General features: G+C 46.9%; 23 protein-coding genes and 1 tRNA gene. 7 read left to right on the top strand and 17 right to left on the bottom strand.

Annotated elements, in window-relative coordinates; translation table 11 throughout:
- The first annotated feature begins 11 nt into the window (after window positions 1-11).
- Window positions 12-1,046 carry a proline racemase family protein gene (locus AC6I3O_RS21480; RefSeq protein ID WP_497852613.1) on the top strand — a complete coding sequence of 345 codons (1,035 nt, stop codon included), beginning with the start codon at window positions 12-14 and terminating at the stop codon, window positions 1,044-1,046.
- Window positions 1,047-1,238: 192 nt separating this feature from the next.
- Window positions 1,239-1,826: a TetR/AcrR family transcriptional regulator gene (locus AC6I3O_RS21485; protein WP_497852614.1), complete on the top strand. Its 588-nt coding sequence runs from the start codon at window positions 1,239-1,241 to the stop codon at window positions 1,824-1,826.
- 90 nt (window positions 1,827-1,916) lie between these two features.
- On the opposite strand, the gene AC6I3O_RS21490 is transcribed toward AC6I3O_RS21485, so the two are convergent.
- From AC6I3O_RS21490 to AC6I3O_RS21505, 4 genes are all read right to left on the bottom strand, one after another.
- Complete coding sequence (locus AC6I3O_RS21490; RefSeq protein ID WP_497852615.1) at window positions 1,917-2,153, bottom strand: putative Se/S carrier protein; 237 nt, start codon at window positions 2,151-2,153, stop codon at window positions 1,917-1,919.
- 2 nt (window positions 2,154-2,155) lie between these two features.
- Window positions 2,156-2,359 (bottom strand): sulfurtransferase TusA family protein, encoded by a 204-nt coding sequence (locus tag AC6I3O_RS21495; protein ID WP_497852616.1) that lies wholly within the window; start codon window positions 2,357-2,359, stop codon window positions 2,156-2,158.
- Between the two features lie 96 nt (window positions 2,360-2,455).
- Window positions 2,456-3,553, bottom strand: coding sequence for a YedE family putative selenium transporter (gene yedE, locus AC6I3O_RS21500; RefSeq protein ID WP_497852617.1), 1,098 nt, complete (start codon window positions 3,551-3,553; stop codon window positions 2,456-2,458).
- A 242-nt stretch (window positions 3,554-3,795) separates the two neighbouring features.
- A complete protein-coding gene (locus tag AC6I3O_RS21505; RefSeq protein WP_497853555.1) occupies window positions 3,796-4,929 on the bottom strand; it encodes an aminotransferase class V-fold PLP-dependent enzyme in 1,134 nt (377 codons plus the stop codon).
- A 254-nt stretch (window positions 4,930-5,183) separates the two neighbouring features.
- Here AC6I3O_RS21505 and AC6I3O_RS21510 point away from each other — a divergent pair, with 254 nt between their 5' ends.
- On the top strand, window positions 5,184-5,375 hold the full coding sequence (locus tag AC6I3O_RS21510; protein WP_497852618.1) for a hypothetical protein: 192 nt from the start codon (window positions 5,184-5,186) through the stop codon (window positions 5,373-5,375).
- A 48-nt stretch (window positions 5,376-5,423) separates the two neighbouring features.
- On the opposite strand, the gene AC6I3O_RS21515 is transcribed toward AC6I3O_RS21510, so the two are convergent.
- From AC6I3O_RS21515 to AC6I3O_RS21555, 9 genes are all read right to left on the bottom strand, one after another.
- Window positions 5,424-6,335 carry a selenium metabolism-associated LysR family transcriptional regulator gene (locus tag AC6I3O_RS21515; protein WP_497852619.1) on the bottom strand — a complete coding sequence of 304 codons (912 nt, stop codon included), beginning with the start codon at window positions 6,333-6,335 and terminating at the stop codon, window positions 5,424-5,426.
- Window positions 6,335-8,248 carry a selenocysteine-specific translation elongation factor gene (gene selB / locus AC6I3O_RS21520; RefSeq protein WP_497852620.1) on the bottom strand — a complete coding sequence of 638 codons (1,914 nt, stop codon included), beginning with the start codon at window positions 8,246-8,248 and terminating at the stop codon, window positions 6,335-6,337. The genes AC6I3O_RS21515 and selB overlap by 1 nt, the downstream gene beginning before the upstream one ends.
- A 56-nt stretch (window positions 8,249-8,304) precedes the next feature.
- Window positions 8,305-9,732, bottom strand: coding sequence for an L-seryl-tRNA(Sec) selenium transferase (gene selA / locus AC6I3O_RS21525; protein ID WP_497852621.1), 1,428 nt, complete (start codon window positions 9,730-9,732; stop codon window positions 8,305-8,307).
- A gap of 61 nt (window positions 9,733-9,793) precedes the next feature.
- Window positions 9,794-10,834, bottom strand: coding sequence for a selenide, water dikinase SelD (gene selD, locus AC6I3O_RS21530; RefSeq protein WP_497852622.1), 1,041 nt, complete (start codon window positions 10,832-10,834; stop codon window positions 9,794-9,796).
- A 192-nt stretch (window positions 10,835-11,026) separates the two neighbouring features.
- A complete protein-coding gene (gene yedF / locus AC6I3O_RS21535; RefSeq protein WP_497852623.1) occupies window positions 11,027-11,632 on the bottom strand; it encodes a sulfurtransferase-like selenium metabolism protein YedF in 606 nt (201 codons plus the stop codon).
- A gap of 148 nt (window positions 11,633-11,780) precedes the next feature.
- Window positions 11,781-12,461, bottom strand: a complete 681-nt coding sequence (locus AC6I3O_RS21540; RefSeq protein ID WP_497853557.1) for a PHP domain-containing protein — start codon at window positions 12,459-12,461, stop codon at window positions 11,781-11,783.
- A gap of 182 nt (window positions 12,462-12,643) precedes the next feature.
- Window positions 12,644-13,987: an ATP-binding protein gene (locus tag AC6I3O_RS21545; protein ID WP_497852624.1), complete on the bottom strand. Its 1,344-nt coding sequence runs from the start codon at window positions 13,985-13,987 to the stop codon at window positions 12,644-12,646.
- 353 nt (window positions 13,988-14,340) lie between these two features.
- Window positions 14,341-15,051 (bottom strand): GTP pyrophosphokinase, encoded by a 711-nt coding sequence (locus AC6I3O_RS21550; RefSeq protein ID WP_497852625.1) that lies wholly within the window; start codon window positions 15,049-15,051, stop codon window positions 14,341-14,343.
- Window positions 15,052-15,198: 147 nt separating this feature from the next.
- Window positions 15,199-15,780 carry a cob(I)yrinic acid a,c-diamide adenosyltransferase gene (locus AC6I3O_RS21555; RefSeq protein WP_497852626.1) on the bottom strand — a complete coding sequence of 194 codons (582 nt, stop codon included), beginning with the start codon at window positions 15,778-15,780 and terminating at the stop codon, window positions 15,199-15,201.
- 76 nt (window positions 15,781-15,856) lie between these two features.
- Between AC6I3O_RS21555 and AC6I3O_RS21560 the strand changes: the two genes are divergently transcribed.
- The gene (locus tag AC6I3O_RS21560) at window positions 15,857-16,120 is read left to right on the top strand and encodes a hypothetical protein (RefSeq protein WP_497852627.1); all 264 of its coding nucleotides are present in this window, start codon (window positions 15,857-15,859) and stop codon (window positions 16,118-16,120) included.
- A gap of 7 nt (window positions 16,121-16,127) precedes the next feature.
- Here AC6I3O_RS21560 and AC6I3O_RS21565 read toward each other — a convergent pair whose 3' ends face one another.
- From AC6I3O_RS21565 to AC6I3O_RS21575, 3 genes are read right to left on the bottom strand one after another with little or no spacing between them, the layout of a single operon-like run.
- Entirely contained in the window at window positions 16,128-17,534 is a 1,407-nt protein-coding gene (locus AC6I3O_RS21565) for an ABC transporter permease (RefSeq protein WP_497852628.1), read from the bottom strand.
- Window positions 17,500-19,056 carry a COG1361 S-layer family protein gene (locus AC6I3O_RS21570; RefSeq protein WP_497852629.1) on the bottom strand — a complete coding sequence of 519 codons (1,557 nt, stop codon included), beginning with the start codon at window positions 19,054-19,056 and terminating at the stop codon, window positions 17,500-17,502. Before AC6I3O_RS21570 ends, AC6I3O_RS21565 begins: the two co-directional genes overlap by 35 nt.
- Window positions 19,053-19,772 carry an ABC transporter ATP-binding protein gene (locus AC6I3O_RS21575; RefSeq protein WP_497852630.1) on the bottom strand — a complete coding sequence of 240 codons (720 nt, stop codon included), beginning with the start codon at window positions 19,770-19,772 and terminating at the stop codon, window positions 19,053-19,055. The genes AC6I3O_RS21570 and AC6I3O_RS21575 overlap by 4 nt, the downstream gene beginning before the upstream one ends.
- Before the next feature lie 131 nt (window positions 19,773-19,903).
- On the opposite strand from AC6I3O_RS21575, the gene AC6I3O_RS21580 reads away from it, so the two are divergent.
- The 3 genes from AC6I3O_RS21580 to AC6I3O_RS21590 all read left to right on the top strand — a co-directional run bounded on the left by AC6I3O_RS21580 (window position 19,904) and on the right by AC6I3O_RS21590 (window position 23,041).
- Window positions 19,904-19,974, top strand: a tRNA-Gly gene (locus AC6I3O_RS21580).
- 300 nt (window positions 19,975-20,274) lie between these two features.
- Window positions 20,275-21,273, top strand: a complete 999-nt coding sequence (locus AC6I3O_RS21585) for a phosphotransferase enzyme family protein (protein WP_497852631.1) — start codon at window positions 20,275-20,277, stop codon at window positions 21,271-21,273.
- On the top strand, window positions 21,263-23,041 hold the full coding sequence (locus AC6I3O_RS21590) for an MATE family efflux transporter (RefSeq protein WP_497852632.1): 1,779 nt from the start codon (window positions 21,263-21,265) through the stop codon (window positions 23,039-23,041). Before AC6I3O_RS21585 ends, AC6I3O_RS21590 begins: the two co-directional genes overlap by 11 nt.
- A 79-nt stretch (window positions 23,042-23,120) precedes the next feature.
- Here AC6I3O_RS21590 and AC6I3O_RS21595 read toward each other — a convergent pair whose 3' ends face one another.
- Window positions 23,121-25,013: a dockerin type I domain-containing protein gene (locus AC6I3O_RS21595; RefSeq protein WP_497852633.1), complete on the bottom strand. Its 1,893-nt coding sequence runs from the start codon at window positions 25,011-25,013 to the stop codon at window positions 23,121-23,123.
- Window positions 25,014-25,044 lie beyond the last annotated feature (31 nt).

Below are 25,044 nucleotides of genomic sequence, written 5' to 3' on the forward strand. Positions count from 1 at the left end.
GTATAAGAATTATGGAATTGAAAGCAAATGTTAATTTCGGTCGTTTCGAAAGTGCATTGCAGGTAGTTGACTCCCATACCGTCGGAGAGTTCTGCCGTATCGTCATTGGTGGTTTCCCAGAGCCGCAGGGCAACACTATGATTGAGAAGAAGAAATGGATGGAGGAGAACTACGATCAGGTTCGTACCGCTTTGATGTTTGAGCCTCGCGGACACCACGATATGTTCGGCGCTTTCCTGTGCGAGCCGGTGAACAAGGAAGCTGACTTCGGCGTAATGTTCATGGACACAGGCGGATACCTGAACATGTGCGGACACTGTACAATCGGTGCGGTTACGGTTGCAATCGAGGCAGGCCTTGTTGAGTCCAAAGAGGGGGAGAACGAGGTTGTTCTGGACGCTCCTGCCGGATTAATTCGTACGACCGCTATTGTAAAGGAAGGAAAGGTAGAGAGCGTGACCCTGACCAATGTACCTGCTTTCGTTTACAAAGAGAATCAGAAAGTGACTATCGACGGGAAAGAGATTGAATTTACGATTTCCTTCGGCGGAAGCTTCTTCGCACTTGTGGATACCACGAAGCTTGACATCGGAGAGATTAACCCTAAGACAGTTCCGGCATATGCAGAACTGGGCATGAAGATGCTTGAGATCATCAACAGAGATATCCCGATCCAGCATCCGCTGCTCGACATCACTTCTGTTGATTTGGTTGAGTTCTATGGTCCTACACCGAATCCGGACAAAGCAAACATGAGGAATGTGGTTATCTTCGGCGATGCTATGGCTGACCGTTCACCTTGCGGAACCGGTACAAGCGCAAAACTTGCTACCCTTCATCACTGGGGCGAGATCAAAGTAGGCGAGGAATTCATTTATGAGAGCTTTATCGGCACACGGTTCAAAGGCGTAATCAAGGAGACAACAAAGGTAGAAGATTATGACGCAGTTATCCCGATGATTACCGGAAGCTGCTACCTGACAGGCGTTGCGACATACCTCATTGATCCGACCGATCCGTTGAAGTATGGTTTCCAGGTAGGTTAACCTATATATTAAGATTTATATAATTAAGATGCGTATTAGTTTTGCATTTTACGGCAATATGTGATATACTGCAATAAGCAAAGAAGCGGGTTACAGCAATAATCCGCTTCTCTTCTTATACATTAAGTATGAAGATATTCAACCATGGCATGTCCTCTGACTGCATGTCGAAAAAGGAAAGGAATGATGCCAATGCCGCGTAAAAGGCGATCAACGAAAAGCCGCATTGTAAAAGCCGCTTGGAACCTGTTCTATAAGAACGGATATGACTCTACCACAGTAGAGGATATTATTACGGCGTCCAAGACGTCCAAAGGAACATTTTATCATTATTTTAAGGGGAAAGAGGCGCTGCTCAACTCACTCTCGGACTTATTCGACCAGAAGTACGAGGAACTGTATACTGTGGTCGCACCGGATATGTCAGCCTACGACAAGCTGCTGTTCCTGAACCACGAATTGTTCTATATGATTGAGACAAGCGTTGATATTACCCTCCTTGCCTTCCTCTATTCTTCTCAGCTTACGACGAAGGACAAGAAGTCGCTGTCAGACCACAAGCGATTTTATTTCAAATGGATTTCAGAGATTATTGATGATGCCCTGGGAAGCGGGGAATTCAGCAATACCAGCACAACCGAAGAACTGATGAACATCTATGCTATGTACGAGCGGGCATTGCTCTATGACTGGGCCCTCTTCAAAGGGAATTTTTCACTTACGGAATACAGCGACAGACTGCTGCCGCATGTATTGGATACGTTTGTTAAAGGAGTTTAGTTATGGATGTTACACCTTAAAAGACAGGTACGTTTACACATACCTGTCTTTTTCTGCGTCGTATTCTCCTGCAAGAGCTGTTGAGGCTTACTATACCATGCACTCGTGCATCTCCTCTTCCTCGATCCCTGCCTTTCGCATCATCTCCACAATCTGCTCCCGCTCTTCAAGCGCCGCGCACCAGGACAATCCGCACCCGGCCGAAATTGCCCTTGGGACGGGAATGATACGTCCCGGAACCTGATATTCCTTACACGCCTTCTCCATCGCCATCGCATCCGCAGTCGTGTGGAATGTCACGACTAATTTTAATTCTTTTTTCCTCATGTCTACTCAATCACCACTTCAAAATATCCGTCCTTCTCGCTGGCAGTTGATTTCTTACCGTGATCCTTGGCGTATTTCTCCACATTCATCTTCTGATGAGGCTCTGTCACCAGTATCTTGACTGGTCCGGACGCGCTTTTCAGCGCCTCCGCGGTCAGCATCAACGGTTCCGGACAAGAAAGGCCTCTTGCATCTACTTCCTTCATATTATTACCTTCTTTCATAGAATACTATGTATTGTTCATAATTTCAATCCTTTTTTATTGTCCCCACATCCAATATGAGACATCCCTGCATGTCTTTTATTTTGCTTCATCCCTCTTACACGTAAATGCGATTACAAAACATACGAGAATGCACACAATACATGCCACCTTCCCGTGAGGCGGTACTGCGCCTGCTACCAGTTCCTTCGTCTCTGCATTCATGGCCGTGCCGCTTGCCGCAAGCCCCAGATTGTGGCACAGAGCCGCGCCTACGAACATTCCCATCACCGTCACGGCTGAGTCAGAGGAGCCTTGCCCTGCAAGAATCAACTGACGCAGCGGGCATCCTCCAGCCAATGTGGCCGCAAATCCTACGGTATACATGCCCAGGATATTCCACAAATGGTCAGAATGCGCAATGATTCCCGGCGTATTGAATCCTACCACAAAACGGCTGGTAGCAATGTTAAATACCAGCATAACTACGAACAAGCCTGCAATCACACTGAACAAATCGAAGTTCTTCATCAGAATGACGTCGCGGATACTTCCTGCGAAGCACATTCTCGACTTCTGTGCGACCGCTCCGAATACCAAACCGCCTATCAATGACGCAATCAGCGGCGCATGCATGCTTCCCGGTCCTGCCTCACTGGCCTTTAAGACGGATGAGAACAGTGCAAGAATCAGGATTCCCACCATCATTGCCGGAAGCATGGTTCCGCCCACTTTATTTACAGCATGCGCCCTGCCAAGACTGAAACCTTTCTTCAGGGCGAACACGCCTGTTCCTACTCCAAGGATAAATCCTATCAACGCAACCCATGCATTCAAATCTCCTGCCGACATACGGATCACCATACGCAGCGGGCATCCCAAGAATACGAGAGAGCCGATTACGATAATCATTCCCAGGATGAAGCGAATCATCGGTGATGAGCCTCCTGTGGAACGATACTCCTTTGTTGCGACAGAGATTGCAAATGCTCCCAGTACCAGGCCGATAATTTCCGGCCTTGCATACTGTACTACCTCTGCCTGATGCATACCAAGCGCCCCGGCGGTATCACGGATAAAACATGCGATACAGAACGCCATGTTCGCCGGATTGCCCATGAATGCGAGACATGCCGCTACAAGTCCGCAGATTACACCGGCTAACGCCAGTTTTTTCTTTGAATCAGATAAATTCATCTTAGTTCCTCCTAAAACCTTTCTTTTGTGCCAGCAATCATCCTCATACAGCATTTTCTAGTCACGCTCTATAATTCCTCATCCCTGGCTAGTGTGCTGACCGCATTATATCTGGCAAAACTCCGCAGGATATTCGTTCATCTGCAAGGCGGATTTTCGACGGCGTAGCGGTGGCTACGGTTAGAAAATCCAACGCGGCAGATGGGCGAATAGGCAAGGAGGTTTGCCTGAATATAATACGGTCAGCGCACTAGTTCCCGGACAGCCTTTATTGCCGTGTCCACTTCTTCATCCGTGTTAAAATGTGAGAAGCTGAATCTCACAGCCCCCTGTTCCACCGTCCCGAGCGCCTCGTGCATAAGCGGTGCGCAATGCCCTCCTGACCTTGTAGAAATTCCATATTCTGTAAGAAGCTCATCACTCACTTCTGAAGAATCATAATCCCCGATATTCAGCGTCACGATTGCACAGCGGTTCATTGTGCTAAAATCCCCATATACCGTCACATTTTCAATATCCTTGACGCCTTCATAGAACCTCTGCATCAATTCCTGCTCCCTGGAACGAATCTTGTCCATCCCGTACTTCTCGATATATGCAAGCGCCGCATGAAGCCCGGCAATCCCATGTCCGTTCAGCGTTCCTGCCTCCAATGCCGTAGGCATCTGAGCCGGCTGCGTCTTACTGTAGGTCTGGACGCCGGTCCCCCCTGCCTTCAGGGAACGTACCTTCACGCCTTCCCGCACATACATGCCGCCTGTACCCTGAGGTCCTAACAGACCCTTATGCCCGGTGAAGCAGAGCACGTCTATCTTCATCTCCTCTACGTCAATCGGAAAAACCCCCGCCGTCTGGGACGCATCCACCACGAACAAGATTCCTTTCTTGCGCGCAAATTCGCCAATCGGCTTCAAATCCACATAATTCCCCGTCAGATTTGAGCCGTTGGTACACACGATTACCTTCGTCTCTGGCCTGATTGCTTTCTTGATATCCTCGAGATCAAAGTTCCCCTTCTCGTCACTCTTCACGATTGTAAGGCTTGTCCCCCTTGTCTCCAAATCATAAAGGGGGCGAAGTACAGAGTTATGCTCCAACATGGTCGTAATCACATGGTCCCCCGGCTCCAACAGCCCGCGGAGCGCAATATTCAGGCTTTCTGTCGAATTGCAGGTAAACACCACCTGTCTTGGGTCTGTTCCGCCTACCATCCGGCAGATCTTCTCCCGGGTATCATAAATGATACGGGATGCGCTTAAAGAAGCATCATTCACGCCTCTTCCTGCATTGCCCATCGAGCCCATTGCCGCCGCCACCGCCTCAATCACTTCCTGCGGCTTATGCATCGTAGTCGCCGCATTATCCAGATAAATCATTTCCTTATCCATCCTTTCCACCAGCAAAAAAAATCTCCGGAAACAAGTAATTCCGAAGACTGTTTCTTTCTATAGTATATTCCCATTTTCCCATTTCGTCTAATCGAAATCTTTTATATAAACCATTATTTATAGATTTTTTAAATAAATAGCATTTATTCCGACGGGAAAATGAATAGACTTTGTTCTCCGATTATGTTATACTAAAATCGTTATAACAATACGTTGTGTTTCATAATCCAGGAGGTGGGCATATGCCAAGTAATGGCGAAATTATAGAAAGAAATATAAATGCTTTTCAAAGGGTACAGGCTCATATGATGATTGCAAGGAAAGAAAATGCTACAGAGACATACGAAAGCCTGAAAAAAGATTATCGCTCATTGAAGGCAGTTCTAACTTCTCTGGGTGTAAATCTTACAGATATTGATGAAATCAAGGAATAACTATGGGAGGGGATATGACGCATCCCCTCCCATCTGTTATCAATCCTTCTACTTCTTCACCTGATAAACTTCCCTTACCACCTTGATGAACCGTTCCGCCGACCCCGAGAGTTGGTAATTCTTATTATACACCAGATTAATATCTCTCCCATCGTCAGATTTCGGAATCGGAAATGCAAGCACATACCCATCCCGCGTCTCATCCTTGGTAGCAAGGCGGGACAATACCGATACCCCCATTCCCTGCCGCACAGACTTCTTAATCGTCTCCTGATTCTCAATACTGGCAATGATATCCAGCTCCGACGGGTTCACCCCCGCCCGCTTCAACTGCTTCTTCGCTTCCTTACGCGTACCGGAGCCTTCCTCCCGCATAATCACATGTTCCTTTAGAATCCACCGGATATCCTCCGGCGACTCCTCTTTCAGTTTCCGGTACTTCTCCGTATTGGGCGTAATGATCACCAGTTCATCCTTGTAGAAAGGAATATATTTACAATGCTTCTTTTCAAGCACCGTACCCGTGAACCCCACATCCGCCATGTGTTCCACAATCTGAGTCACAACCTTCGTGCTGTCCGTCTCAGTAATCTTAATCTGCTCTTCTGGATACCGCTCATTAAAACGAATCAGTACCTTAGGCAGAAGATACTGCGCAGGTATGGTAGACGCCGCAATCGTAATACAGTGCTTCTCCCCGGCATCCTTCCCGCCGAAACGCTCTTCAATCTTCTTCTCCAAATCTACAATCTGCCTGGCATATTTATATAAATCTTTCCCGTCGTCCGATAAGCCGACCTCCTTCGTATTCCTTACAAACAGCCTTACGCTCAGCTCCTTCTCCAAAGAAGCAATATGCGCGCTGATGGTAGGCTGCGTCAGAAACAGCTCCTTTGCTGCCTTTGAAAAACTACCGCCTTCCGCCACCTGGACGAAGGCTTCTAATTGCTTCAAATTCATTAGTACGCAATCCTTTCGCTCTCTGCCCCCGTCTTCTTAGTTACTTTAATACTATCCATGTACTCAAGTATCGGTTTAGCGCTCTTTCTGCTAGTCTCAAACAAATCCCGGACCTGTGCAATCGTAATCAGAGGATCCTCTCTAAGCTTCTCTTTGATTACTTCCTTCGCACGCTCCATATATTCCTTCAGCGTATACATATCATCCGTGACCTTCACGATTTTCTGCTCTTCCAGAAGGATATTGAGGATATCGTCCCCAATCATCCTGTCAACGCCCTTGAAATCAATCTCGGAGTAACGGGCAAAATCATACTTCGCTTTTCCGAACGTATCCAGAAGAATCCCTGACACCTTGTCATAGGTGCCGTCCTTTTTCACCTCATACTCCGGCGTACACAAAAACTCGTCTACACGCCTCAGGCAGCCATCGTCAATCAACATTTCCAGTATCTTATCGAAAACATTTGCCTTGATTTTCTGGAAATGGGTCGCCTGAACCTCCGCCTTCTTCATGCCATACCGATACGGAAACCTCTCTTCATAAGCCTTGAGCGCATCCTGAATGGTCTGTCTTGCTTTGCGCCTGCTGTCACTATGCCACACATAGATATCTTTGCGCATAGGGAATACACAGACCAGTCCTTGCGACTCTAACTGCTCCACATCCTCCTTCACTTCTTCCAGAGACAAAGCGGTAAGCTTCGCAAGCTCCGCAACCGTAATCAGGGTATCCCCATGCCCCTTCACATGCAGCTCAATCACGTCCGCCGTGGAGCCGGACTCCTTCCGCTTTAGCTCTTCAATAACATCCTGCTGGAACCGCCGCTTTACTCTTGGATTGGGCTCTAACACCTCTCCTCCTCCAATCGTTTCCATAGGCGAATAGAAACGCACGACAAATTTATCGCCGCGCCTTACCGCCACCTCTTCTTCCAGCCTAAGCTGCACGAACCCGCTCTCTCCTGGTCCGATTTCCTCCCTGTCAAGCAGGACGGCACGGCACAGCACCTCGCTGGTTCCTGTAAAAAAATGCAGCCGCATATGGTTCGTCAAAATCCTTACGGAAGAATCCAGGATTCTCAGCTTCACATCCAGCAAATCCGTATTCTTCATACTGTTCTTAGGAGCCAGCACACAGCCTCTCTTAATCTCCTTCTTCTTCACATTGGACAGATTGATTGCCACACGCTGTCCGGCATAGCACGCCTCCTTGTCCTGTCCATGCACCTGAATACTGCGAATCTTACACTCCTTGCCCACCGGGTACATCTCCAGCGTATCTTCTTTGGTAATTGTCCCGGATACCAGCGTCCCGGTAATAATCGTCCCGAAACCTGACAGTGTAAAGGCACGGTCTACCGGCAGCCTGGGAATCGTCTGAATATCCTTCGCCACCACCTCGTCGCTGGTCATACGCTCAATCAATCCAATCAATCCCTCAAGGCCCTCGCCCGTCGCCGCCGACACCTTGACCACCGGAGCATCCGCAAGGAACGTTCCCTCTAACTCTTCCTTTACCTCTTCCTCAACAAGCTCCAGCCACTCTTCATCCACAAGGTCGCATTTATTTAAAACAATAATACTCTTCTCAATTCCCAGCAGGTTCAGGATATCCACATGTTCCTTCGTCTGGGGCATGATACCCTCGTCTGCCGCAATCACCAGCAGCACCAAATCCATGCCCACCACTCCGGCGACCATATTATTGATGAACCGCTCATGCCCGGGGACGTCGATGATACCCACACGGTCGCCGCCCGGAAGGTCGAAATAAGTAAATCCAAGGTCAATGGTGATTCCCCGTCTCTGCTCTTCCTCCCACCGGTCTGTATTCCTCCCCGTCAGAGCCTTTATAAGCGTCGTCTTCCCATGGTCGATATGACCTGCCGTACCAACGATTATATTCTTCATATTTCAACTCTCTCCTGCTTTCCCATTTATTATCCGCCAGAAAATAATCCTGTCTGTCACCGTCCTGCAATCAGGCTGATTTCCTCCAACACGTCCAGCTCCTTAAACTGGTCTGCAAGCACCTTGAAAAACCGCCGCTCAATCGTCCTCACATCCAGGAGCACCGTATCATTGACCGTCCTTGGAATCACCGGAACCGGCAGATGCCGCATACGCTCCTCAAGCTCCGCAACGCTAATCTTCTTCGGGTGGATTGCCACAGCCATGCTGGGAATCCGCTCAAGGGGAAGGGAGCCGCCGCCAATCTGGGACTCGCAAGGCACGCACGTAATCTTTGCAGGCAGCTCTTTATCCGTCAATATCTTACACAAATCCTCGGCTTCCCATTTTACATCCTCCAATGGGCATGTAATCATCCTGAGAACCGGGATGTTCTTGATTGCTTTTTCCTCGGATAAATATTCTTGCAGCACCATCTCAAGAGCCGCCGCCGTGAACTTGTCAATCCTAAGCGCCCTTGTGAGCTGGTTCTTCTTCATCATGTCAATATATTTTTTCCGTCCTATAATGATTCCCGCCTGAGGGCCGCCTAACAGCTTGTCGCCGCTGAAACACACCACATCCGCGCCCTTCTTAATAGAATCCTGAACGGTCGGCTCATATGTAATGCCATATTTGCTCAAGTCAATCAACACGCCGCTTCCCAAATCTTCGATGACCGGAATCTCATGCTCCTTCGCAATGGGAATCAGCTCGTCGATTCCCACGCTCTCCGTAAAGCCCACAATCCGATAATTACTGGTGTGGACTTTCAGCAGGGCTTTCGTCTCCTCTGTAATTGCATTCTCATAATCATCAAAATGAGTCTTATTGGTCGTGCCGACTTCCACAAGCGTGGCGCCACTCTGCTCCATCACGTCCGGAATCCGGAACTTGCCGCCAATCTCCACCAGCTCCCCCCGGGAAACCACCACTTCTCCGCCCTTCGCAAGAGAACTCAAAATTAACATGACTGCCGCAGCGTTATTATTTACCGCCATGGCTGCCTCAGCTCCCGTAATCTTGCACAACAGCTTCTCAAAATGGGAGTAACGCTCTCCACGGCGTCCCGCCTCTAAATTGTATTCCAAGTTGGAATATCCCGTCGCAATTGCCGACAGACGCCGCATATGCTCCTGTCCAATGGGCGCCCGTCCAAGGTTCGTGTGGAGAATCGTCCCGGTGCCGTTGATTACCATACACATATTGGGCGTGTGCATGGCTGCAACCGTCATCTCAATATGTGCAAGCAACAGCTCAATCTGTGCCTTCGCTGCATCTTCCTCCTCACATTGCCCGATGAATTCCCTTAACTTGTCCATCTCCATATGGATAGCTTCCATTACCGTGTCCCTGCTGTAATGGGCAACCAAATCCTGAATTGTTTCATTTTCCAGCAGTACATCCACCTTGGGAATACTGCGGTATAGTTTATTCTTATTCATATCTCTCATTCCCTGACTCTTTTCTTTTCATTCTGCCGCTGTATACCCGCCCTTAAACGCATCAGAACAGACGGATTAATTTATCGCTTTTCTCAGCTACCTTTCCAATAATCGAGACTGCCGTATCCATCCCCACCTTCTCAAAATCTCTGAGCATCTCCTGCACATACTCCGGCGAAACACTGATCAATAAACCTCCCGAAGTCTGGGGGTCATAGAGCAGGTCAAGATAATGCTCTTCAACGGCTCCCGTCTCTACCTTTCCGATGGAATAGCCCCGGTTCTTGTAGGCTCCCGCCGGAACCAGCCCCATCTTCGCATAATCAATCGCATCCTCAAAATATGCAATATCCTTTACACGGATTTCAAATGTCACTTCACTGGCCGACGCCATCTCAACACAATGCCCGAGAAGCCCGAAGCCCGTAATATCCGTACATGCGGACACATCATACTTCTCCACCACCTGCTTACCCTTCTTATTCAGGGAAGCCATGACTGTCTGGGCCTCACGGATCGCAGACGGGGACGCCATCTCCGCCTTAATTGCGGTATTCACGATACCGCTCCCAATCTGCTTCGTAAGCACCAGGATATCTCCCGGCCTACAGCCAAAATTCTTAAATATCTTATCAGGATGCACAAAGCCGGACACGCACAGCCCGTACTTAGGCTCGTCGTCCTGTACGGAATGCCCTCCGACCAGTACGGCTCCTGCTTCTTTCACCTTCATCGCTCCACCCGCAAGGATGTCGCCCAAAATCGCCGGATCCAGACAATTGGGGAATCCGACTATGTTAAGCGCCACTGCCGGCTCTCCCCCCATCGCCCATACGTCGCTTAGGGAATTTGCCGCCGCTATCTGACCGAACATATAAGGGTCGTCAACAATCGGAGTAAAGAAATCTACCGTCTGGATCATCGCAATCTCATCAGTGACTTTGTAAATGGCTGCGTCGTCGGATGTTTCGATCCCTACTATTAAATTATCGTCGTGGAATTGGGGCAGCTTACTCAGTACCTGAGCAAGGGTCTCCGGACCTATCTTAGCCGCTCATCCAGCCGTCTTGCTTAATTGCGTTAATCTGACATCTGATTTCATTTCAAAAAACCTCCTGAACCTCTCTTTTCTTTCAATCTGCCAGGAACCTTCCCAGCCTTCCTTTCATTCTGCCGGATTCCAGATACAGGCGCATCATTTCTGGAATATCCAGAGAATGATGCACCCCAAATTTTAGATATCAACATATCCGCAAGGCCTTATCGGAATCCGCCTTCCACAAGACCATAACCTCTATGGCCTGATAATCTTTCCTGCTTTCGCCATTGTCTCCACAATGCTGTACATATTCGTCACGGAACCTACCGCCAGCTTGTCCTTCAATCCATAGTAATCCAGACAAGTTCCACAGGTCATGATCTCTACGCCCTGAGCCTCCAGAGATTTCAGGTCGTCTAAGGAATCAGAGCCTTCCGCCGTCAAGGTCGCGCCGCCGTTGTAGAAAAGCATGGTTTTCGGCAGCGTGTCAAGCTGTGTTACGGCAAAAATAAATCCCTTAATCAATACTTTTCCCAGTTCATCATTTCCTATACCCATCCGGTCAGAGGAAACGACTACCACCGTATTGTCCCTTGCATCCGGCGCACATACCGCGTCTTCTGCCGCGTCCTGCGCCACTGCGCCTTCCATCTGAATCGTAATCTTGAACTGGGCATCCCCCAGTTTCTCGGAGGATACCTGGCCGCCTGCGCCTGACGCCATCTTCGTAACGTTCTGCACTGCAATCTCATTGTCCACCAGAACCTCGATTGTCTCCGGCCCTGTAAGCGCCTGCATTGCCTTTTTGGTCTTAACGACCGGGATCGGGCAATTATCTCCCATTGCGTTGACTGTAATCATTGTACATTCCACCTTTCTTCTTAGGTTCGCCTACCTCCAACACATATAGACATATTCTATCATTGTTTGACAAAAAGGTAAACGGATATTTGATATATTATAAAATAGTTTGAGAAAAATCCCAGACTCTTTTACCACTGTAAACGTATCAGTATGCGCATGTGGCATAGCGGTAGCTCTCCGGTTTCTCGCGTATGCTTCGGTTCCTGATGTCTAATGTGTGATAAGACCTGCCGTCATAAAGCGCCGGTTTCATTTCTCCCTTTTTAAAAACAGAAAGAAACTCCTGCATCGTATGTACCTCCTCAGGAAAATAAGTCGCACAGACGCCAACCTTCTCAGGTACGTGGCAGTCGCTTGAACCCATGGTGAAAAGCCCAAGCTCCAATGCAAATTCAGCCGCTCTCCTGCAGGCATCCATGGATGTGCTCCCATTGAGTACTTCCAGCCCGTCCAACCCTCTCACTTCCCGGAGATGTTCTTCCAGACCCCGATTGTTATTGCGGAAGGGATGCGCTGCAAAACATACGCCGCCCTGTCCCTTTACCAAATCGATGAAATCCTGCGCCGGTATGCGCTCTTTCGGGTAATCCTCAATCCCGAAGGCAACGATATCCCCCTGCAAGGAGAAGAATTCGATTCCTACAAAAATCGGGAATCCAGTCTGACTGGAATACTCAGCCGCATATTCCTTTAATCCCATGCTGTCATGGTCGGTAATACAGATTCCTCCAAGTCCCCTGTCCTTTGCAATCCGTACGATTTGGTCTAATTTCAGGAAACTGTCCTTTGAGTATGTCAGTTCGTGCATATGGGTGTCTATCAGCATATTTTCTTCTCCTTTCAGACGTTTCATACCCGGCATCATCTGCCTGTGCGTCCGTACCTCTCCTTCTATTATATAAATCCATGGCTCAGGCTTCAAATAGACTTTTATAATATATCACTTTATTTATTTTATTTTTCTATACCTTATTGGACGAAGTCCACCCGCCCCGTCAGGGGCATGCCTTACGGTGTGCCCTTGGGTATACCTAACTGGACGAAGTCCACCCGCCCAGCAGGACATATTTCCTCCACTGCATATAGAGGCAGATTGACCAGCCAATCTTCTTTTTTGTAATCCGCCATGGACGTTCGGACGGAAATTTCGGGATTAAATTTCTCTCGGTAAGTTCTCAGGCTCTTTGCTTTCAGATTGACCTCTGCCTTGACTTCAAGAGGGATAATCTGCTCACCGGTATCAACAATAAAATCCACTTCACAGGAACCACGGTCATTGGTATAATAGTAGACCCTTAAATCGTCTATGGTCTGTAACTGCTGACATACATACTGCTCGGTCAGCGCTCCCTTAAATTCAGTAAATAAATCGCTGCCGTCCAAAAGCGTATGCTGATGCAGGCCAGCCATACAGCCAAGAAGTCCCACGTCAACAATAAACAGTTTAAAAGCTCTTAAATCCTCATAGGCTTTCAGAGGAATCCGCGCTCCGTTGACACGGCTGACCTTGAGAACAAGCCCACAGTCGCAGAGCCACATAATTGCCGCCTCGTAATCCTTTGCCCGCCCTCCCTCACGTACAAGTCCATAGATAAACTTTTTGTTCTCCTTTGCTAACTGGGAAGGAATACTGTTCCATATCATACGGATTTTCGGCACTATTTCATTGGGAGCATGCTTGGAAAAATCCTGTTCGTAGGCCGCCAATATCCTCTTTTGGATTGCCCGTACTTCGTTAAAATCCTTTTCCTCTGCAAAACTTAGCACTGCTTCTGGCATACCGCCAACAAAATAATAGTATTTCAGCGCATCTATATAAGTCTGACGAAACACGGTCATCATCGAGTAGTCCCGCTCTTCCAGAAGTTTTGCAAAACGTTCTCCCACGGTCGCCGTTAAAAACTCCTTGAACGACAGTGGATAAAGGCTCAGGAAATCCACTTTCCCCACTGGAAATGACGTCCCCTCGTGCAATGCAATGCCCAGCAGGAAACCTGCGCATATAATATGATACTGGGGCGCGTCTTCATAAAAATATTTAAGGGATGAAAGCGCTCTTGGCGCCTCCTGTACCTCATCAAATATAAGCAGCGTGTCCTTTGGATTTATTTTTTTTCCGACATACAGTTCAATCCCCAGAATCAGCCGGCTGGGATTTAAATCGGCAGAAAATAACTCTGCCATTCTGGAATTGGAATCAAAATTGATATATATGGTATCATCATAAGCCTTACTGCCAAATTCTTTCATCAGCCAAGTCTTTCCCACCTGTCTTGCCCCTTCGATAATCAGCGGCTTGCGGCGTTTGCGCTCTTTCCATCTGTAAAGTTTTTCGATTGCAGATCGATACATAAAACTCACCTCCATCAAGTAATACCCAAGGGCACACCGTAATACATGCCCTACGGGCGGGTGGACTTCGTCCAGTTAGGTATACCCTCCGGGCACACCGTAATACATGCCCCTGCGGGGCGGGTGGACTTCGTCCAGTTAGGTATACAAACATAGCATAACACGCAAATCACATAATATACAAGAAAAAACCGAGAAATATTCCTATTTTTACTATGAATTTTCGTTTTATTTTCACACTTTTTACAGCGTAATTACGAGGACAGAATACATTTTTTACAACGAAAGTTCCAGAAACAACTGCACTTTATCAATCACATAAGAAGGACTCCGACATAAAAAGGAGCCTGAGATTAACTCAGGCCCGACATTGCCATACGCTGCGCATGGCTCCTATCATTTCTTTTCGTACTGATTCTTAACTCTTCTTGTTCTCTCAGGCAATCCAGAATCGCCTTGTTCAGGGACAGCATCTTCTCATCCAGCGACGACACCATCTCCGCACACTCTCTCAATTCCCGGCTGATATATTCGGGGGCATTCCCTTCAAACTTGTAATAAATCTTATGCTCAAGACTTGCCCAGAAATCCATGGCAATCGTCCGGATCTGTATCTCTACTTTCGTATCTACCACACTGTCCGACAAAAAAATAGGTACGGATACCAACATATGGTAGCTCTTATAACCGCTCGCCTTCGGGCGCTTGATATAATCCTTGATTGCCAGGACCTTCAAATCACTCTGATTCCCGATCATCTCTCCCAACTGATAAATGTCGGATGTGAAGGAGCAAATCAGCCTCACGCCGGCAATATCGTTGACATACTTGACCATGTTCTCGATTGATATCTCGTACCCGTTCTTCCTTAACTTCTTTACTATACTCTCTGGTGTCTTTACTCTTGTCTTGATATGCTCAATCGGATTATACTTATGTACGTGCTGGAATTCATCGTTCAGTATCTCAAGCTTCGTCCCAACTTCCTTCAATGCCGAGTTATACAGGAACATAATCGTCTTCCAACTGTCTACATCCTCATAATTCTTTATTGCATTCTCCATATAGTATCTCTCCTCTCATACCGAAGAGTTAATTCGTACTGTCCTTAGTATACCATATGAATCAAGGTATGTCATGAAATTCACATTTATTTAAGAAAGTGGTTACATTTGTAAATTATCTTAAAAATCATCAAGAAAACAAATACGTTAGAATTCAATCCCCTGCCTCGCCGAACGCCCTAAGTCGAACTGATGCTTGACCTTCCGGATTTCCGTGGCATAGTCCGCCATCTCAAGCAGGCTGTCCGGGACCTCATGGCCTGTCATTACGATTTCCAAGCCTCTCGGCTTATGCTGAATGAAACTGATCAGCTTCTCTTCACTGATCACGTCCAACTGCAAGGCACACAACACTTCATCCAACAGAAGCATATCGAAAGGCCCGCAGAACTTTATAATCTCATCCAACGCCTTATTATTGTAATGGCGAAGTTCTGCCCGTTCGTCACGGTTCATATTGCTTACGAACTTCACCTGCTTTCTCCCCGGCAGACAGGTAACATTAGGGAGCGCTTCGAGTACTTTTCTCTCACTGGAAGAGTTGTCCTTTAGGAACTGGAACACCAGCACCTTTAGTCCCGCTCCTACAGCCCGCACGGCAAGCCCGACGGCTGCGGTGGTCTTTCCCTTCCCATCTCCATAGTATACATGTATCCTTCCTGTTCCAATCATCCAATCATCCCCGCTTTCATAGTTATTATAATCCCTCTTCCCGAATTTGTATAGCAAAGATTTGAAACCTCTTTACAGCCGTATGAAAAACAGCTATACTTGTCATGATATTTCTAGGAAATGAGGTACGTTTATGTTTCGTTTATGGGGAAAAGAATTCAAGGATAACAGAATGGTCCGGGACACCGTCGTCTGTGATGATACGGACGATACCCGGACACATAAGATTTTTAACGCATTAGACGCCATATGCTACGAATTCGATCTGAGCAAGCCAATCTGGCTGGATGCGACGATTGACGAATTCAAGCGACATGACAAGACACGGTTTACACAGGATAATTTCGTGGACATGATTGATTTCGACTATCTTGAAATCCATATTATTGAGGAATGAGGATTCACTACTCATTCCGGATCGCCGCAAGCGGGCTAAGCTTCATAGCACGCAGCGCCGGGAAATATCCTGCAATCACACCCACCAGCATCGCGAATCCCATGGACAGCAGCACCAGCCACACAGGGATATAAGAAATATTCCCGTCAAATCCCATTGCCGCCCCATTTCCGGTCAGGAAATTGATGACCGACGACATCAGGAAGCTCAAGACATTTCCAATCGCACCGCCCATGAGTCCGATAAATGCCGCTTCCAGCAGGAACATCTGCTTAATATTCTTCAAGCTGCATCCCAGTACCTTGATGACGCCAATCTCCTTGGTCCGTTCGTAGATGGACATCATCATCGTATTGGCGATTCCAATCGCCGCCACGAACAGGGACACGGCGCCGATCCCGCCCAGCACTGCCTGGATAATGGCAAACTGGCTCTTCATACTGTTCAGGTATTCCGCATTCGTCTCCACATTGTAACCCATTTCACGGATCGCTGCCGCTACTGCATCGACATTTTCGATATCGTCTACATTGACCTGGGCGTAAGAATAGCAGAATTCCTTATACGGTTTTCCCGATTTTGTAGTCGGCTGTCCCGGAATTGCCCTTCCGGAAAATTCTTTCTTCAAAATCTGTTTCAATGTATCCAAATCGCAGTAAATATAATAATAATTGGCATTATACTCCTCCGGTCCGCCTTTCACCATACCGCATGCCCTTACTACATGCTTCTTAACGGTCTTGGACTTCGCCATCTGCCCGCCGCCTTCATCTACACCCATATCCAGTCCGCTTCCCATATTATTATAGTATCCGTCCTGGTCAAGGATCAGGAAAATGGAGTCATGAAGAAAATCAATATCCGGCATCTCCATCGTCTCATAATACCCATTCCCCGTTCCTTTCTCATAGAACATCGTGGGAATCCCGTTGCCGTACACCAGCTCTAGCGTGCTGCCGCCAGGCGTGGGGAGCGTACCTTCCCCCAGAGGGATATTCTTTGCCGCCAGCCCCTCCGGCGTCATAGCCACTAACTGCCCGGAGCCTTCGTATTTGCCTTTTATCATGTTCACCCACATCTCATATACGGGCGATGCATTGGTCACATGCTCCACCTGGGCAAGCTCGCCGACTGCCCTATCGTTGATATATTTCTTCGACTCCTCCCCGCTTTCGCTGCCATATGAGTAGGAATACATAGAGTCGCCCGCGCTGGCTCCAGTCACCTTAATACTGGTCAGGCCGCCGGAATTCTCCACCTCCCTGTAGAGGGACTCCTGCAGCCCCAGTCCCAGCGAAATCATGACGACGATGGACGCTGTTCCGATAATCACTCCAAGGACAGTCAGGAAGGTCCGAAGCTTCCGCCGCTTTAAATTGCTACCGCTCATCCTCAGAAGATCTATCCAGCTCATCCAGCAATTCCTCCTCTTCATTCAATCTCTGCCGTTTTTTCCTTTTCTTCCTTACGACTACGATGATAATGACCAAAAGGACAATCCCTGCGATGACTGCCACCGGAATCACTGGAAATCCTTTTTCTTCTTCCGGCATATCCATACCTGACATCATGGACATATCTTCCATCATCTCCATGACTTCAATCTGTAGTTCCTTCGTAGTCGTAGATATCTTGCCCGCTTCATCTTCATAGCTCACCGTCATGGTCACATTCGCCGGGCCTGCCGTCGCCTGGGCGCCTTCTAACATGGCGTCGATGGACGCTGTCGCGCCGGACTCTACATTCCCAAGAAATACCTCTTCCTTCTTGATGCAGGTTCCCTCAAAAGTTACTTTGACATTATAGAGCTTAATCCGTCCTAAGTTGTAGAGGTTACACATAACATTCGCCTCGTCGCCTACGGAAATGCTCTCTGGGCTGATCTCGAAGTCGCTGAACTCAAACCTTGCATCCTGCTTTACCGGAATGGAGATACTGGACGCCGCATCAATCTGCGCGCCGTCGCTATCTTCATACTTCATCGACAAGTCTACACTGTACGGTTTCTGTAACAGATCCGCCTTGGCATTGAGCTGGATAGAAATGTCCGCCGCCCCGTTTGCCTTGATTCCGTCCAGATAAATAGAGCTGGAACCTGACGCCGGAAGAAATGCAGGCGCTACCGTCTGTGCATCGCTTCCTTCTGTCGGTGCGCTCAAATCAAACAGCATGTTCCGCACCTTCGTTGATTTGGACGTATTTTTCAGATGAATGGTCAGGGTAAAGTTGCCGCCTGCACGTACCTCCGCCGGATCTGTCTTGAATCCGGTGACGATTACCCTTGGTACAGAATTGGAACCTTCTGAACCGGAACCGCCCCCTCCGCTGAAAGAAGCGCCGCCGTTACTGAATCCGCCTGCATCGGCTGACGGGAAATCTACGCCGTCTCCGATAATCTGGTCGCCAGGGTTTGGAACCGGCGTATTATCAACCGGAGGTTCTGGCTTTTCTTCGGGTTTCGCCGTGGTATTTGCATAAAATTTCTGGGAAACCACAGCGTCCGAAACGCCTTGGGCATACACGTTGAACTGCAAAGTATGTCTCGAAGTCGCCACATCTTCTCTCTGGGTAAATTCAAAAGAAACTGCCTGGGACTCACCATTTTTTATATTTAATTCCTGGGCATAGCTCTGGTATTCCGTATTAAACGGCCATTCTTCATTGGTATCGCCAAGGCTTGGGGATAACACAGCATTCGTTAAATCCACACCGGAATTATTATGTACAATTAGCGTCCAAGTCGTCGCTTTTCCCGCCTCAAATGTGGGCACCCGGTTATCCTGAGATACAATCGTGATGCCGCTTGCACTCTTTGCTTCTACAGACGGCTGCCCCTCCTTCTGCACTTCTTCTGCCTGCACTCCCGCCGGCATGGACACTGCCGCCAAAAGTGCGGCCAGACAAACTCCCGCCAGAATCCTTCTTAATCTTCTCATCCTTTCAGTCCTCCCTGTAATGCATTCTTCCGGTTTTCTTCAATCTTGAGAATCTTCCCGTCCCGGATATGGAAGACTCTGTCTGCATAAGTCGCCAGATGTGCGTCATGTGTTACCATGACAAGGGTCTTCTTCTGCTCTCGCACCACCTGCTGCATCAGCCGCATGACCTCCTCTGATGTGTGGGAATCCAGATTCCCGGTAGGCTCATCCGCAAATATAATCTTAGGGTCTACCACCAACGCCCTGGCGACGCCTACCCGCTGCTGCTGGCCTCCGGACATCTGGTTCGGCAGATGCTTCTTGTGCTTTTTAAGCTTCACCAAATCCAGCATCTTATCTGCCTTGCGCATCCGTACATCCCGGGGGACGCCCCGGAAGCTTAGGGGCAGCGCCACATTCTCCACCGCATTCATGGTTCCTAACAGATGGAAAGACTGGAAGATAAACCCCACATGGTCCCTCCGGAAACGCACCAACTGTTCCTCCGTCAGGTTCTCGATGTGCTGCCCTGCAATTACCACGCTGCCTCTGGTAGGTTTTTCAAGTCCCGCAAGCATATTCAAAAGCGTAGACTTCCCGGAGCCTGACGTACCTACGATTGCACAGAACTCTCCCTCGAAAATATCGAACCCTACTCCGTCCAATGCACGCACGACTTCGTCGCCTACCCGGTACAACTTATAAAGACTTTTTACTTCTATTACTTTGTCCATAGACTCCTCCTAGCATATATTTCATCATTATAAGCCTCAAATCCAAACATTTTCGATAGAAATTCTGAATTTTTTCTTAATTTAAAAAAACAATTGCTTTTTCATCTATTTGGTGCTATAATCATTGACATGCAGATATAGTTCATTGGTAGAATGCTAGCTTCCCAAGCTGGAGAGGCGGGTTCGATTCCCGTTATCTGCTTTTTACCGAAAGCTAAGGATATTTTTTATTCTTAGCTTTTTTGATGTAGCTTTTCTATTTCAAATGTTCTTTTCTAACCATTATAGCATCTTTTTCGATAATAGCAACACTACTTACTTATCATTCTATTGGTTCCTGGATATTTTTATTAACTGGACTGAATAATTGTTTTATAGTATAATGTTCACATGTTGTGCGATAAATTCAGCGTTACATTAGAATACACCGGCTGTATGCTGTTTTTTGAAGAATTTATCGCTCGGTTTGAAAACCCGTAAGCCACGAAAAGGAGTGAGGCCATTGAACAAAGAATTAAAAAAGAAGATGCGCGGAATTTTGTTGGAACGGTATGGAGTAGACATTGATGAGGCGGTATGCCGTTTTTCAACGCAGAATTATGCTTTCATTTTTTCAGAAAAGCCCTATATGATCCGCGTCAGTATTTCGCCTAAAAAGAGCAGGAAAGAGATTCTCAGCGAACTGATGTGGGTGGACGACTTAAAACCGTTCAAACAGACCATCTGTGAGCCGAACGAGTCGCTTAATGGGATTCTTCTGGAAGAATTTGAGATTGACGGCGTCTTATACCGTGCCAGTATGTTCCGTACGGCACGAGGGAACATTAAGCCCACAACCGAGATGAAGCCCATGTTCTTTATCTGTGTGGGCGATCTGTTAGGAACCATCCATCATGTCAGCACCAACGAAAGAGAACTGGGAATCCAGTATGGCCGGAAAAGGATGAAGGATACCTTTGGCGAATTAAAAAACCGCGTGGCAGTAAATATGACGCCTGAAATCGAAAAGAGGATTCATGCCATTCAGCAGGAAGTAGACAATCTGCCGGAAGAACTGGGGCGGTATGGCATCTGCCATGGAGATTTTCATATTAATAACTTTTTTGTGGAGGAAAATAATATCTGGCTGTTCGATTTTGACGGCTGTACCTATGCTCATTATCTGTATGACGTAGCCAGCTTTGTCCAGGCATGTTTCCTTATGGGTTACAAAGCAGGCGAAGACTGCCGCAAAGTGCTTTACGAGGACATCCTGCCCTATTTTAAGACGGGTTATGAGTTGAATAAGGATTGTGACGAACATTATTGGGAGCATTTGGAGCTGTTTATCGCTTACCGTGTGGCAATGGCATATATGTCTCTCTTGGAGATTGACGAGTGCGGTGTTGTGGACAATCTGGAACAGATCAGGCAGTTTTTGGGTTACATAATCTCTCAGGATGATGTATTGGACGCTATGACGGCAGCATTGAAAAAACGAGGAACTTCCAATGAAAAATGATTATATCGTCCGAAATTTATATCGCTCTTTTGTGATTGTTTCCATATTGTCTGCATTGACGGCGACGGTAGGGATGCTGATTGACAATATGATTGTAGGTTGTTTTCTGGGCTCAGACGCATTGGGGGCAATGGGCGTTGTCGGACCTGTGAGCCTGCTCTTTTCTGCCTTTGGAAACATTTGTTCCGGCGGAGGGACGGCAAGGGCTTCCCAGGCGCTTGGCAGAGGTGATAAGGAACAGGTCTGCCGTATTTTCACTGTTACCATGCTGTTTGCTTTTCTTGTGGGAGTGGTTCTTACAGTTGCCGGCTTGCTTTTTGCACCGCAGATTGCCGATATTCTGGGCGCCCATGGAGCGCTAAAGGAGTTGACCACCCAATATCTGTATGGCTATTTTTTAGGCGCCCTTCCCACGCTTATGATGACGGCTCTGATGGGATTTTTCCGTATCGACGGTTCCCCGCGTCTGCCAATCCTGTGTATCGCTGTTATGACGGTATGTAACATTGCGTTGGATCTGTTCATGGTTCTTGTATTACATAAAGGTATGCTGGGTATGGCGCTGGCAACAGCCATCAGTTATTTCATTGCAGTTCTGGTAGGCTGTTCGCATTTTACCAGAAAATACAACACACTGAAACTGACGGCTGTAAAGGGAATCGGAAAAGAACTGTCCTCTATGATCGTAACCGGAGCGCCTACGGCCATTAGCCGGATCAGCGATACTCTTAAAGTGATGATCCTGAATAATCTTATGGTTACTGTTATCGGCGTAGGTGCGGTCACGGCGCTGAATGTCCGGACACAGGCAAATAACATCGTAGGCGCATTGATCGTCGGCATCGGACAGGCGGCGATTCCCGTGACCGGCATGTTCTATGGGGAAGAGGATCGGACCGCCCTTGAAGATACCTTAAAGACATCCCTGCGGATAGGGATGACACTCTGTTTGGCAGGGGCTGTCATACTGCTTTTGTTCCCGGCATTTTTTGTAGGGATTTTCGGGGTTACGGATCCTGCTATTATGGAAATGTCAAATACAGCCATACGGATGTTTGCTGTCGGAATGCCTATTGCTTTGACAAACACGATTATGATGAATTTCTATCAAAGTACCAGAAAAACAGGCCTGGCAACTTTGATCTGTGTACTCCAAAGCCTGGTATTTACCGTGGTAATGGCATTTTTGCTGATCAGGCCTATGGGCAGCACCGGCGTTTGGACTGCGTTCCTTCTCGGGGAAATATTTACGTTTATTACAATTGTTTTATATGTTTCCATAAAGAATAGAAAATTTTCCCTGAAAATTTCGTCCTATATGCTTCTGGACGAGGATTTCGGAGGAAATCCCAAAGACAGGCTGGAGCTTTCTATCGGCAACAGTATGGATGAAGTAATGAATATATCTTCCGGCATTTTGCGGTTAGAAAATAACTGGGATACCGACAAAAAAATGTTGAATGAAATTTCCCTCTGCATAGAGGAAATGGCCGGCAATGTTGTACAACATGCTTTTAAGCCGGGAGAAAAGAAGTGGTTTGACGTGCTGATTTTAAATAAGCCCGAGTCTGTCGTTATACGTATGCGCGATAACGGCTCCGCCTTTGACCCTTCCGATTATCTGAATATGGCCAAAGACGTGGATGGAAAAGAGACATTTGGCATTAAAATGATCTCTTCCCTTGCCGATAAATTTGATTACTCGCGCAATATGGGACTTAATGTCCTGATTATTGCCCTTAAAAAGCATTGCGAAACTCACATTTGATTTTGAGAAAAAGGACATAGATTTTGAATACATAAAAAATGGAGGAAATGTTGATTCTACAGCGTTTCCTCCACCAGTCTTACAAATCAGAGTTCTTTTTGCTGACAAAATTCAATAATTTTATTACATCATTCATACTGACCCCATTTCCATCTACATCTGCCGCCGCCAGTGCTTCACCTGTCAATATTTTTTTCTTAGACACATGGTTCAGACACAGTATTACATCATTCATAGTTATTTCCCCGTCTTTGTCAATATCTCCCTTTTTTACTCCAAAATAATTTGTAAAAGTTAGTTTAGATGTATCTGATTCCTTTGACCATGTTTTACCTCCATCGGTAGACCTCTTTACAGAAGTTAGGGACGGGGTTAGGCTAGAACCGTTGGCGGTAACAGTGACGGTGACTTTGTACTGGGTCTGGTCTTTTTGGATACTGTCATAGTCAGAGGATTCCATTGTGGTCTGGAATACTATGTAGTTGTAGGTGCCTGGATATATAAATTTTATCTCGGGACTTGTATTCATGTTTGCAACAATACCTGAAAATCCCCCTCCACAGCCAATTTCATTAACATGTGCTAAGTATTCTGCCTGTACTCTGTAAATTCTACCACAAGAAGAACATTTAACTCCAGAAACACGTTCTATATTTTCTTCAAGAGGTAGTGTAATTGAAGAACCACTACTCGGCTTAACTCTTGCAATTCCTTCAAAATAAGCAGGTGTATCAGTATCCCCGTATGGATATGGAAATTTGTTGAATATAGGGTCGCCTTCTTTTTCTGGGGCGATAGAGTAGGTGAACGAGTCGCCCGCCTTAAAATTTCTACCCTCCATATTGACTATGATGTTAGTATCTAAGGAATACTTCACAGGCGAATACTTGTATGTGGCATTAAAGCTCTCATTAGAACCACTTAAATCGGTAGTACCCGTTACGGATTCCTTATTCCATGTATAGTTATTATCCTCTTTATGGGTTATCTGATAATTTACACCAGTAGGCATAGATTCAGTCTTGAACTGATACCTCGCCGGAAATGATACACTACCAATACCATTCTCTAATTCAAGAGTGTGTTCACTTACTACGTCACCACCATATACTAATTTATAAGGCAAAGAAGTAGTAAGACCTTTACCATCCTTAATAAGATTAAAGTTGTAAGTAAATACCCTATCACCATCCATATACTGACCGTTGCCATCTATACGAGTGGATAAAGTGAAGTCACTTACTTCCTGCCTGACGTTATGGTATGTACTGCTACTCTCTATACCACTGTAAGAAACACCACCTACCGAACAAACACTAGCTTTACTAGATACAGTACCCTCAGACTTAGTATTGCATGTAATATGGAACATTACAGCATCATCCCAAGATAACTGGTTAGCTTTGAATACTACGTCGTTGCCCTCAAGCCTAGCAGAATAACCAGAACTACCAGATATCGTATGTTGGTTAGCCGCCGAAGTAGACGAAGTTAAGTTGTACTTAGCAGTAGATACATCTGCCTCAAGAGAGTTGTCTATATGTATCTTAACTTCTACATTTGTTAAATCATCCTTATCATGTACGTTTTTTACTTGGACATAGTACTCAATCGTGTCACCTAAGTTTACAGGAACTGGATAAGCCTCAGAAATCGAAGAAGGCTCACTCTTTATAGTAAGTTGCACAGGGCACTCGTCTGACTGTGCACTGACAGCACCCGCCACCCCACTCCTTGCTTCTTCAACATTCGTTTCTAATTCTTCACCCTCTGTTTCACCGCTGACCGTCCCCGACTTTTCCTCCGGGGATATCTCCGGGACATCCTCATTACCGCCTATTTCTTCTACATTCACCTCGTTATTAATATCATTTTCACTCTCAATCTCAGCCAAAACACCCCCGCCGATTAGGGTTGAACACATCAACGCTATAACCAGAACCGCTATGGCTCTCTTAAAATATCTTCTCATGCCTTATACCTCCTACTGCTAAAAATACAGC

This window comes from Sporofaciens sp. St.21A7, assembly GCF_059728535.1.

Bases quoted from the DNA above. Each gene is read 5' to 3' on its own strand.
- AC6I3O_RS21480 (WP_497852613.1), top strand. From the start codon at position 12: ATGGAATTGAAAGCAAATGTTAATTTCGGTCGTTTCGAAAGTGCATTG.
- AC6I3O_RS21485 (WP_497852614.1), top strand. From the start codon at position 1,239: ATGCCGCGTAAAAGGCGATCAACGAAAAGCCGCATTGTAAAAGCCGCT.
- AC6I3O_RS21490 (WP_497852615.1), bottom strand. From the start codon at position 2,153: ATGAGGAAAAAAGAATTAAAATTAGTCGTGACATTCCACACGACTGCG.
- AC6I3O_RS21495 (WP_497852616.1), bottom strand. From the start codon at position 2,359: ATGAAGGAAGTAGATGCAAGAGGCCTTTCTTGTCCGGAACCGTTGATG.
- yedE (WP_497852617.1), bottom strand. From the start codon at position 3,553: ATGAATTTATCTGATTCAAAGAAAAAACTGGCGTTAGCCGGTGTAATC.
- AC6I3O_RS21505 (WP_497853555.1), bottom strand. From the start codon at position 4,929: ATGATTTATCTGGATAATGCGGCGACTACGATGCATAAGCCGCAGGAA.
- AC6I3O_RS21510 (WP_497852618.1), top strand. From the start codon at position 5,184: ATGCCAAGTAATGGCGAAATTATAGAAAGAAATATAAATGCTTTTCAA.
- AC6I3O_RS21515 (WP_497852619.1), bottom strand. From the start codon at position 6,335: ATGAATTTGAAGCAATTAGAAGCCTTCGTCCAGGTGGCGGAAGGCGGT.
- selB (WP_497852620.1), bottom strand. From the start codon at position 8,248: ATGAAGAATATAATCGTTGGTACGGCAGGTCATATCGACCATGGGAAG.
- selA (WP_497852621.1), bottom strand. From the start codon at position 9,732: ATGAATAAGAATAAACTATACCGCAGTATTCCCAAGGTGGATGTACTG.
- yedF (WP_497852623.1), bottom strand. From the start codon at position 11,632: ATGATTACAGTCAACGCAATGGGAGATAATTGCCCGATCCCGGTCGTT.
- AC6I3O_RS21540 (WP_497853557.1), bottom strand. From the start codon at position 12,461: ATGCTGATAGACACCCATATGCACGAACTGACATACTCAAAGGACAGT.
- AC6I3O_RS21545 (WP_497852624.1), bottom strand. From the start codon at position 13,987: ATGTATCGATCTGCAATCGAAAAACTTTACAGATGGAAAGAGCGCAAA.
- AC6I3O_RS21550 (WP_497852625.1), bottom strand. From the start codon at position 15,051: ATGGAGAATGCAATAAAGAATTATGAGGATGTAGACAGTTGGAAGACG.
- AC6I3O_RS21560 (WP_497852627.1), top strand. From the start codon at position 15,857: ATGTTTCGTTTATGGGGAAAAGAATTCAAGGATAACAGAATGGTCCGG.
- AC6I3O_RS21565 (WP_497852628.1), bottom strand. From the start codon at position 17,534: ATGAGCTGGATAGATCTTCTGAGGATGAGCGGTAGCAATTTAAAGCGG.
- AC6I3O_RS21570 (WP_497852629.1), bottom strand. From the start codon at position 19,056: ATGAGAAGATTAAGAAGGATTCTGGCGGGAGTTTGTCTGGCCGCACTT.
- AC6I3O_RS21575 (WP_497852630.1), bottom strand. From the start codon at position 19,772: ATGGACAAAGTAATAGAAGTAAAAAGTCTTTATAAGTTGTACCGGGTA.
- AC6I3O_RS21590 (WP_497852632.1), top strand. From the start codon at position 21,263: ATGAAAAATGATTATATCGTCCGAAATTTATATCGCTCTTTTGTGATT.
- AC6I3O_RS21595 (WP_497852633.1), bottom strand. From the start codon at position 25,013: ATGAGAAGATATTTTAAGAGAGCCATAGCGGTTCTGGTTATAGCGTTG.